This is a genomic window from Microcoleus sp. Pol11C3 (genome assembly GCF_036701485.1).
Taxonomy (GTDB): domain Bacteria; phylum Cyanobacteriota; class Cyanobacteriia; order Cyanobacteriales; family Microcoleaceae; genus Microcoleus.
Map to the genome: position 1 here is coordinate 1 of NZ_JAUBQW010000176.1, position 10,849 is coordinate 10,849.

Annotated in this window: 7 protein-coding genes; 3 read left to right on the forward strand and 4 right to left on the reverse strand. The window is 45.8% G+C overall.

The features are described 5' to 3' along the window. Positions 1-52: 52 nt before the first annotated feature. Complete coding sequence (locus QUA40_RS25565) at positions 53-553, reverse strand: hypothetical protein (protein WP_333131080.1); 501 nt, start codon at positions 551-553, stop codon at positions 53-55. A gap of 375 nt (positions 554-928) precedes the next feature. Next, on the reverse strand, positions 929-1,327 hold the full coding sequence (locus tag QUA40_RS25570; RefSeq protein WP_333131082.1) for a hypothetical protein: 399 nt from the start codon (positions 1,325-1,327) through the stop codon (positions 929-931). A gap of 24 nt (positions 1,328-1,351) precedes the next feature. Between QUA40_RS25570 and QUA40_RS25575 the strand changes: the two genes are divergently transcribed. After that, positions 1,352-1,648 carry a CHAT domain-containing protein gene (locus QUA40_RS25575; RefSeq protein ID WP_333131084.1) on the forward strand — a complete coding sequence of 99 codons (297 nt, stop codon included), beginning with the start codon at positions 1,352-1,354 and terminating at the stop codon, positions 1,646-1,648. Between the two features lie 162 nt (positions 1,649-1,810). Further along, on the forward strand, positions 1,811-2,818 hold the full coding sequence (locus QUA40_RS25580) for a tellurite resistance TerB family protein (RefSeq protein ID WP_333131086.1): 1,008 nt from the start codon (positions 1,811-1,813) through the stop codon (positions 2,816-2,818). A gap of 338 nt (positions 2,819-3,156) precedes the next feature. Here QUA40_RS25580 and QUA40_RS25585 read toward each other — a convergent pair whose 3' ends face one another. After that, a complete protein-coding gene (locus tag QUA40_RS25585; protein WP_333131088.1) occupies positions 3,157-3,726 on the reverse strand; it encodes an RNA-binding protein in 570 nt (189 codons plus the stop codon). A gap of 965 nt (positions 3,727-4,691) precedes the next feature. Continuing rightward, a complete protein-coding gene (locus tag QUA40_RS25590; RefSeq protein ID WP_333131090.1) occupies positions 4,692-7,208 on the reverse strand; it encodes a zinc metalloprotease HtpX in 2,517 nt (838 codons plus the stop codon). Positions 7,209-7,573: 365 nt separating this feature from the next. On the opposite strand from QUA40_RS25590, the gene QUA40_RS25595 reads away from it, so the two are divergent. Then, positions 7,574-10,645 (forward strand): tetratricopeptide repeat protein, encoded by a 3,072-nt coding sequence (locus tag QUA40_RS25595; RefSeq protein WP_333131092.1) that lies wholly within the window; start codon positions 7,574-7,576, stop codon positions 10,643-10,645. The last annotated feature ends 204 nt before the right edge of the window (positions 10,646-10,849 follow it).

A 10,849-nucleotide genomic window follows, 5' to 3' on the forward strand; every position in this document is an offset into this window, starting at 1 on the left:
TTTTAATAATTTTAGGAATCGCGTATTAGCTTGCTTTTGTGATTAGATAAACTTATAACCATAAGTTCAGGAGAGCCTTCCAAACTATTGGGCCTTGATCGAATGGTTCATTACCCGCAATAAAAATCACGCGAAAATCTTCCTGATTTTTACTCCAGTTTAATTCTTGCATTGCTGAACGAATTACCCAGCCAGCATATTCTTGACCGCCGTTGGTTTTGATACTAAATAGCTTTTCGGAAACTAAATCTAATTCAGCAGTAAATCCAGTTAATAATCTGAAAAAACCTTCTGAGGAAGGTAAGCTGTCATTACCATAATGGTAAAGGGCAACTTCTAATTCTGGCACTTGGCCATCTTTGGTTACTTTAGTTAAAAAATTAACAATTTGCCAAAGTTGAGTACGAGTCTGGTCAATCAGTCCATCCATGCTATTACTAGAATCTAAAAGGATGGCTATCTGAATTTTGGCTTTAGCGAAAGCTGTTGTGGGAGAACACAAGATACTTAGGGTTAAAGCTGTAGTGAATAAAATTCGAGTTAGTTTCTGCATGGAATTGTCTGATTTGTTTATAGTCAGGACGGACGCACTCAAGGGGGGTTTTGCAAGGGTTTAAGATTCTTCGCAACACTTGCGAAGGACAGCATTACGTTTTCCAAATTATAGTCATTGGATAATAGATTTGATTGCTGGTGTCAAGTCACTTGTAACAAGATTTTACATTTGTGATTAATTCAGTTACCCAAAGTCAGGACACGGCAGTGCGGTTTCCCTACCATATTTTTTTGGGTAGGGAGACGGCATTGCCGTGTCCGACCTATGAGTGCAACCGGAATTGATATTAAATAAAAATATCCACAAACAAAAACCCGGTTGCTTGAATAAACCGGGTTTTTATGTATTCGATCTATTTCAACCCCTCCGCGATTAATTCAAGCTAGGAATGCCACGGGAATCACTAATTATTAGTGGGTTGCTGGGAGTTGCACCCGGATTAATTAAGTGGCTGTTGTCCTTAGCAGAAGTATTAGCAATTTGGGAAATCGCACTATTAACAGTCGTGGCCCTCAAAGGAATGATTGGCTGAGTTTGAGCGCTGGTTAGAGAACTCAACAAGCTGTTCTTGTCGTAGATTAGGATGTCATCGTCGGTTTCGCTAAAGGTATTCATGGTTGGGATTGAACCACCATTAAGTAACATATCACGGGCGGTAGTTTGGGCAGAAGTTGCTGTTGAACTAGCTGGATTAGTGCCTGTTGTTAATGGTGGGAGGCTGAGACTTGCTGGGGCGGTAGTCGTGCTGTTTGGCTGACTAACAGCAAACATGGCAAAAAACCCGGTTTTTTTGGTTTGGATGCGTCCAGGACGATAGGATTTAAGGGCGATCGACCTTACAGCCTTAAGGATGTCGCCACTTTAGCGCTGATGACCGAATTTTACCGCCATTTGCGATCGCAGCCAATTAAAGCTGAAGCGCTCAGAAAAGCTCAACTGGCAATGATCCACAAACAAATTTTAGTTAAAAACGGTCAATTGCGGGGAACTCAAGGCGCGATCGACCTTACTCAATCGGCACAAGTACCAAATGCAGATTTCACACACCCGAAGTTTTGGGCCGGATTCACAATAATTGGCAGTCCTTGGTAAATTAATTGGAGATTTGATATTCACGAGTGGTAAGGTTTAAGGCTAGACGCACCCTACATTGACTCGGGATTTGGAAAAAAGTAAATGTATCCCTGACGACTATCTTTTTATGTCATAAATTTGCTATGAATAGCAAAACTAAACACTAGCGGGGCAAAACCTGTGGGCAAGTTTGATAAAATATTCAATTCAGAAGACCAATCCGAAGCAAGCTTAACTTTAGAAGAATCCGTAGCAGCGGTAGCACTTGTGGCAGCGGAGGCAAATTCCCCTGACACGGATGCTGATATGTTAGAAAGCATACTTTGGGAATCAGAAATATTTGCTGAATACTCGGAAGATGATATGTCCGCAATGTTTCAAAGACTCGCCGGTATTGTCGCCCAAGATGGTTTAGGAGCATTATTTAATACTGCTTGGGAATCTATGCCAGATGAGTTAGTGTTGGATACTTTTGCAATAACCGCAGCAATGTTTGTCGCAGATGGCGAAATATCCCAGAAGCACGAGGCTTTTCTCCAAGAATTCCAGCAAGCATTAGGTGTGGAAGATGAGGAAGCAGCAGAAATTATTGAGGATGTAATTGCTGCTTACTCGGAAGTAGAGGGCGAAGAGTCTGATTTCGATGCCGCATGGTACGTATCTCCTGAAGGCAATTTTAGCGTTCCCATTCCAGTTGACGATCAACGAGGCGGTAAAATTGATGATCAAGAAGGCTGTGTCGCATTTTCAGACGACCTTGGCGTTTTGCTGAAAATTGATTATTTCCCTGTTGCGGGTGAAGTGGAACAAACAATCGAGTCGGTTGGCGAGGAAGGTTATCTCAAGTCTTTTCTCGACAATTTTGTTTCTCAGGCAATTTTTGCTAATGTTGCCAATTCTAAGTTACTCCACGCAGAATATTTAGAAGATGAAGAAGCTTATTTCGTGGTTTTAGATTTGCCTGCGGGTGCAACTATCAGCGTGCAAGAAAACGAGGGCCCTCTGACTCGGTTGGATGCTTACCGGGGACTTATGGCTTTTATTGCTGACGATTTTTGCTACACGGTAAGCTGTCAGCGAATTTATCAGGAGGGGGATGAATTGGGTTCCCTGGAGTCTGAAGTTGAGGGAATTATGAACAAGATTTTTGAGTTTATTGAGACAATCGAATTCGGGCCGATCGAATAAAGAGGACTTGTTTAGATGAGCTAAAAACCAGGTTTCTTTCTAAATGTCTCGCTGCTCAACCCTATATTTTCAGAGAAACCGGGTTTTTGGGCTAACCATTCTCAGGATATTACATCGTGTCCGGTCGATCGACCAAAATCCAACTGGTTGGTAGTGAAGACTTGAGTTTTCATTATTTGCCCTCGCACTTATTTTACCGCACTGCTAGATATTAGAGGTTTTTTACCATAAAAGAGTGCGATCGAGAACAGGGTTTTTTGACCCATTCTCGATCGCACTTCCAGATACATTCAGTCAACCACAGTCGAGAGACAACAGCAATTAGCTGCCATTTGCGACTAATTAGTAGTCTGAGCTTCCACCAATCTTTGCTTGAGTTCTTCCAGAGCACTCGCCCAGCGCGGATCTGGCTGCACCGAACCGGTATCACCACTCGAAACCGTTGTTGCTGACTGATTGCGGCGAGACTTGTTGTTGTCACCCCGACGGCGATTGCTTTTGCTGGAACCGCCACCTCCACCTTGGGTAGGAGGAGCCGACGAGCGCTGCTGTTGCTGCGGCGCAGGCACAGGCATAGGCACAGACGCCGATGCCGACACCAATTGCGGTGACTGCGGCGACTGCTGCTGATCTTCTTCGCCCTTCTCAGATTTACCCTTAGAACGTGGCAGTGCCTTCTCTATTTTCAGCGGGTTTTCTTTGAACATCAAGCCGTTGTATTTCTCAATAACTTGGTCGGCTTGTTCGTCGGTTAGCACCGTCACAAAACCAAATCCTCTGCATTTACCAGTTTTGCGGTCTGTAATTACCTTTGTGGTAACAGATTCGCCCTCCGGTGCAAAAACTTCTTGCAATTCTAGGCGATCGAGTTCCTTCGGTAGATTGCCAACATAAAGACGAATAGACATGAAAAATTCCTCCCGACTTGGATTTTAATTAATTTGCTCGAACAGAATTACCTGAAGTCAACTGAATATTGACTTCAGGCAAACACCACATAACCCGAGAATTGGCGCATTCCTCCCACCAACCTTGACAGCTCCCCCCACCTTTTAGAACAAAAAGATGATTTACTCTGATAAGGCCGGAACTTAACCGCCTATGCAGAGAGCTTTTAAATCTCAGGTTGTTGTGTAAACTTTTAGTCATCACTCAAATGTTTAGGCTATTGGCTATTCTGTATTACTTGCTTCCGGTGTTGATTCAGAATGTTTATAGCCAGCGCCGTGTAGAAATTTATGTCCAAGGATGTGTCAATTGCAAGCGATCGGAATGCCAGTATTCAGTTTAATACAGTGATGGATAAAATGGCTAACATTTTTTCAGCCAGTAATCTTACCTCGTTCCTAATCTCGCTCCTAATGCTGAGAACTACTCACTTACCCGCTATCCCTTAAATCAGGCCCGGCAGAGTCCGAGCATTCTTTAAAGGTATCACAGCCTTGGTAACAGAGCTAGTTATTTAGGAAGATTTCAGGCTGAAATTAACGGAAACTACATCTGAATCACTTTTGAGAATTCATCCCGCACAGCAAAAATAGCGATCGAAAAAAAACAGCCGACAAGCGGCTGGCTGTACTTGCTGTGTTGGGATGTTGACAATTTTTACGCAATGCCTTAAGGGATTTTAGCCAACTGAAGTTATCGCGCTATTTGGTTCAATCCAATTGATGTAAACCAATGTAACAGACCGCTGGCAAAAAAGCAACTTTTCTTTACAAATGAACAAGGAACAAGAGTGTAGGGTGTCAACCGCGCACCGAGAATATCGGGTAGGCTGCGCCACCAGCAACGAGCACATCGCCCCTCGGCTGTTTTGATCGAGGCTGCGCGTTGTTGTTCGCGACTCGTGCAGCAATCCGATCGCTATTCCTCACCTTGGGCCCTGGATAATGATGTATGCGCCCCAAATAGCAGCAGCAAAAGCCAAAATCGCAGACCAAATCGGATGTCCGCTGTCACTAACCCTCCCTCCTTGACTGCGGAGACTTTCAAGGTCGATCGCCACAGTAGCACCCCGGCGCAGCCAACCAGTCGCCACAACAGATGTTCCGATCAAATCGCTGGGGCGAGTCGGTTTCGGCCATAAAGAGCCAATGTAGCCAAACCTCGAAACATAATGCAACCTCACCAAACCCGTCGCCGTCTGCAAAATCAAATCTTGTCCCAGCCAATTATCTATCTTCGATCGACCCAAAAGTTGGCCTTCCAGCCGCACCGGTTCAGCATCCAGCGGCAAACTCTCGGGATTTGACAAAATTTCCGGCAAACTCGGCGAAGCGGTTTCTCGCGGTGTAATGTCCGGGAAGAAATAATTTATCCGCATCAAAGTACCGATGCTAAATCCGATCGGCAAACAGCCCCAAAGAATCGATCGATCGCCCCAAAGCCAATCCAACTGCCAAAAACTCGTCCTCGAAAAAATCCCGCCAATCAGCCAAAGCACCCCGACTATCGCCAAACTCATCGGAATTCCAAAAAACGGCGCACCTTGTAAAAATAGTTTTGAGTCTTTAAATTCGAGTATTGACTTAAACAGAGACAATTTTCCTTTCCTGGGTTGTTCTTGCACTCCCGCGTTTGCCAAATCTAACTCTGTCTCCAGTTGCCAGAATTGAGCATAAAGAGCCAACAGCTTCAAACGCTCTCCCAGCAAAGGATGCGCGCTGTTAACCGTCAACCAATTGCGCTCGCGATTGCTGACATCCCACAGCAAAATCTGTTCTAGGGGCGCGTGTAATGCAGCAGAACCAAGGGTTACAGCTTGTCCAACGCCTACAGGTAACAATAGATCGAAACTTTCGAGGAAAAAGCTAGTTTGTTTTTGCTGCTCGATATTAGCAGCAATGCCGATCGCAATTTTAGCCAATGCCCGCGTCAAACCGTTAGGATTGCCCGTAATTTCCGCAGCAGTTCGATCGCTAAAATACACTCTGCGGCGCGACACCCACAACATCGGCCAGCGCAACAACTTATAAATCCCGTAACTAATAGCAGAAATTGCAGCGGCCACAAATTTGACAGCAGAACGCAAAAACTCGATCGTCATTAAATCACACAACCGCTCTTGCCAGTGCGCCACCTGCCAATAAATCAAGTAAGGAATCTGAATCACCAGCAGCGCCAGCGACATCGGCGCAAAATCCCAGTGAGAGATATGGGCCAACTCCCGCGCGAAAATAGTAGCAATTTCATCATCCGTCAACTGTTCCAACAGCCCCCGACTCACAGCAATCCGAGCAAAACGGGGCAAACAGCCGTAACTGAAAGCTACAGGAACATTCAGCGGCAAGAGTTTCAGCACCGGCACCGCTATATTTTGCTTGGTACAATAACTTCGCAGTACCCGACTAGCTTCCTTGCTGTGCTTGGATAAAACTGACCCGCGCAGGGTTTCGATGCCGCAAAACAGTTTCAGCAGCGCGTCTATCAGCCACGGAGACGAGGCCAAAAGCAATCCAAAAACCATCTGAACAAAGGGAGTTGGATCGCGGTAAAAAAGCTGAATCGGCGCGAAAATAGGCAGCCTAGTGAATATGTAAAGCTGAACCAACAGAGAATTAGTGTTTGTCAGCAGGAATTGCAGGACAAACCGGGCTAGGAAAAATAGGGCGATCGCACTTGCAACGGCTTGTATGCGAAACTCCAGCAACTTCAGCGGTTTGAGGGGGCGCGGGCTTTTCGCGCGCCCTGCTTCGCGCCAAGTGAGTTGGTAAGTATCTGGGCTGGCGACTCCGGGGATATCTGTTGGGGAACCGGAACTATTTTCGCCGCTAATTTCTGCGGTATCGGGTGCGGTTTCTGTAGGGGCGGTGCCCCCGTGCCCGCCCTCTGATGTGGGGCGAATGGGCAGTGTGGGGGGTGGAGGTGGCGGGGAAATCGGTTGCGATTTGGCGTTCCCAGGCCCTACAGTCTGCTCTAAAGGTAAAAATCCTGTTTTTTTGTCTACGCTTGGTCGTAGCGAAGCGGGGCGTAAGCCATCGCCCCCAGGCGTTTTTTTCGGCGATTTTGTTCCTGCATCAAAGGCGACAAAGCCTGTTTCGGGGGGAGTTTCTGGGGATTTTGGTTTATTTGCTGGTGGTTTTGGAGGGGGAGGGGGGGTTAATTCTGTTAAAGCGCGATCTGCCCAAGTTTTGACTTGAGGGTTGGGACTTTTGGCGAGGGATGTGCACAGGGCGATCGCGCTTTTGACATTACCGGTTGCTTTGTACGCAGCCACTAACCCCATCTGCGCGCGGATTCCCGACGGCCCATTAGTGGCGGTTTGGGTAACGGATTCTAAAAGGGCGATCGCGGTGGGGTAATCCTGCTGTTTCAAAGCTGCTAGCCCAGCCTCTAGAGACTGTTTTGCAGATGAATCCGCCGGATTTGGATTAGTGGGAGGTGCCATGACTGTGCTTTCGCTAGCGTCCTTTATTAAGATAGCTTGGCTGGTCGATCGATTACGGTTTTAACACAGCTCTATTTCTCTGTCACCAGTTGTTGCAACCTTTGCCGCAAGGTACTTAAATAATTTCACTAAAATTATTTGTTTCTGAGATATTGTACGATCGCCACGATCCGGCAGGGGTTGAAACCCCTGCCTCAAAGCTAAAGTCCTCTAAAGAGGACTGAAGAATTACGCTAATTTGTGGTTAAATACTTCCTTGCTCTTTTAGTCCGCGAAGGCGGACTTTGTTTGACAAGAAGCGATTTCAATCGCCGATTCAATCTAATTTTTGCTTATAATTAAATTAACACCTCACCTGCACACTTATGCCAATTGACGACGAAGATTTTGAAAGCGAATCGATCGGGGACGATCGCCAACTCCAACTCTTCACAGACAGGCACGAATTTACCCGCCGATTTGCCTTTTATTTAAACGAATACCCGCCCCGCGAACAAATTTTGTATTTTTACGGCGATGGAGGCAACGGCAAGTCATTGCTGCTAAAACACTTGCAGGTTAACTGCTGCAAAAGATTTTCGCCGCAGGTTTGGCAACAAAGGCGCGCACTCCCAGAATCACAAGCGGCCGAAGTTGCTAATTTCGTCCGCCACGCTGAACCTAAAACCTATACTCCCATACCCGTAGTCAGGCACGATTTCGGATTGATACCGATAAAAGAAGATAAACCGCAAGATAGATTTTATGGCTTGCTGATGTTGCGGCGCAATCTGGCAGAAGCAACAAAGAGATATAATTTTAAGTTTCCCAATTATGATTTTGCTTGTTTTTGGTATTTGCTGAACAAAGGCGAGTCTGATGCAACTCTCAGCCAACTTTTCCCCGATGATGTAATTCAATTGGTGACACCTGCCATTGAAACTTTTGCGGAATTTCCGGTGGTGGCGCAAGCTGTAGCCGTGATTAAAGGCATAGTTAAATTGAGCGGCATTAAGGGTGCGATGAAATTAATTCAAACTCGCTTGGGTGTCAGCGACGACAAGGCAGAGGAAATTCGCCGCCTAGATATTGATACTGAGTTAATCGATTGTTTGCCGAAATTGTTTGCTGGGGATTTGAATGCGGCAATGGCTGGCAAACACAAACCAGAACGCCTCGTCATGCTGTTCGATACTCACGAGAAATTGTGGGATGAAAAACGCACTTCTCAGGGAATAAATTTTTGGTATCAAGATGAGTGGTTTCGGCGGTTGCTGAGGGCGATCGATTTCAAAGCGGGGATTGTGGTTGCTGTTGCGGGGCGAGATTGTCCAGTCACACAACTGCGGTGGCCGAATGCGGCGAAGTTTCCGATTCCCGAAGATTATATAGATGCACAATTGGTTTGGCATTTGTCTCCCGCCGATGCTAGGGATTACCTGCACAAAGTGGAGATTGACAAGGCCGATTTGGCAGATGCTGTGATTAGATATGCCAGCGTCAATCCTGATGAGAGTTGGGAGAATTTGCAGGTACATCCGTTTTATTTTGGTTTGTGCGCGGATGTGGTGCTGGCAGAAAGAAGGCGGGGAATTGAGTTGCTGTCGTCGGATTTTGCGCGGATTCCGAAGTTTGAAAACAAGACTGCGGAGTTAACGGATCGGTTGCTGAGTTATGTAGATCGCGAAGTGCGATCTGCGGTGCATTCGCTGAGTGCTTGCCGCGCTTTTGATGAGGATTTATACATAAAATTGGGAGCAGGCTGTCACTTCCAGGCAAGTAGTGCAAATTTTGAGATTTTGACGAGTTTTTCCTTTGTGTGGAAAGAGCCGCAGCGGGGTGAAAAGTGGTATCGAATTCACGATTTATTGCGGCGCTTGGATGCGGATCGGGATAATCAGAAAACTCGCCGGGCTCATGAAGTTTTAGAGCAGCATTACCGGGAATTGGGGAATGCGGCTGAGGCAATTTATCATGCGAATCGCTTGAATTGGGAGCGGGGTGTGAGGGAATGGGTAGATGTGTTTGAAGAAGCGTTGCGGCTGAGTCGTTACGGGGAATGCGAGTCGCTGCTGGCAGTTAGAAGTGAGTTGTGGATTAAAAGTGATTTTTGGCTTGGTAGTATTTCAATATCGGAGGGAGATTACTATGCTCGGTTGGCTCGACACGCAGAGGCAAAACAGGAATATTTGGAGGCAGTTGCAGCTTGCGATCGTGAAATTATCCTAACTCCCAATGATTATGCTACGCTCAACAACAAAGCGAATGCGCTGCGATGTCTAGGTGATTTGCAGACACGGCTAAGTGAGTTTGACGCTGCAAAACTATCTTACTTAGAGGCGATCGCAGCCTTGAATTCTGCTTTACTTATTGCACCAGGTGATATCGACGTTCTCAAGAACAAAGGGATTGCGCTGCGATGTCTGGGTGATTTACAAGCAGAGCTAAGTGAATTTGAGGCAGCAAAACAGTCTTACTCAGAGGCGATCGCAGTCTTAAATTCTGCTTTACTGATTGCACTGGATAATAACCAAGTTCTCAATAACAAAGGACTTGCGTTAAGAGCTTTGGGTGATTTGCAAGCACAGCTAAGTGAGTTTGAGGTGGCAAAACTATCTTACTCAGAGGCGATCGCCGCTTTGAATTCTGCTTTACTGATTGCGCCGGATTATATGAATGCTCTCAACAACAAAGGGATTGCGCTACAAGAATTGGGTAGTTTACAGGTAAAGCTAAGTGAATTTGAAGAGGCAAAACTATCTTACTCAGAAGGGATCGCCGCCTATAATTCTGCTTTACTTATTGCACCAGATCATAACCAAGTTATCAACAACAAAGGGATGGCGCTGAAAAGTCTGGGTGATTTGCAGGCACATCTAACTGAATTTGAGGCTGCGAAACTATCTTACTCAGAGGCGATCGCATCGTTTAATTCTGCTTTACTTATTACGCCGGATGATAACTATGTTCTGAACCATAAAGGGATGGCGCTAAAAAGTCTGGGTAATTTACAGGCAAAGCTAAGTGAATTTGAAGCTGCAAAACAATCTTACTTTGATGCGATTGCAGCCTTTAATTCTGCTTTAGTTATTGCACCGGATTCTATAAATGCTCTCAAAAACAAAGGGATTGCGCTGGAAAGTCTGGGTAATTTACAGGCAAAGCTAAGTAAATTTGAAGCTGCTCAACAATCTTACTTTGATGCGATCGCAGCCTTTAATTCTGCTTTAGTTATTGCACCGGATGATAACTATGCTCTCAACAACAAAGGGATTGCGCTGCTCAGACTAGGTACAGAATTATCAGAGCCACAGGAATTACTCAAGAATTACCGAGAGGCTCTAGAAATGTTTAATCGATCTTTAGCGATCGCTCCTAATGACGATAGGGTTCGCAATTGGCGCGATTCGCTGCAAGAATCTCTCGATAATTTGGGTGAGGATACTGTCAGCAGTTAGCTCAAGCGCAAGGAGTAAAGACTCGACATTAAGGAGGAGGATGTGTCCAGTTAACATAAACCGAAAGCCCGCCAGGGAATGAATTCCACGGGGCTTTTAGCAAAAGTCCTCTTGCATAGGACTAATGAGGGCTTGCTGAATAATCGATCGCAAACTATGAATAGGAGCGACCGATATATTCAAACTCAACTAAAGATAAGGCTT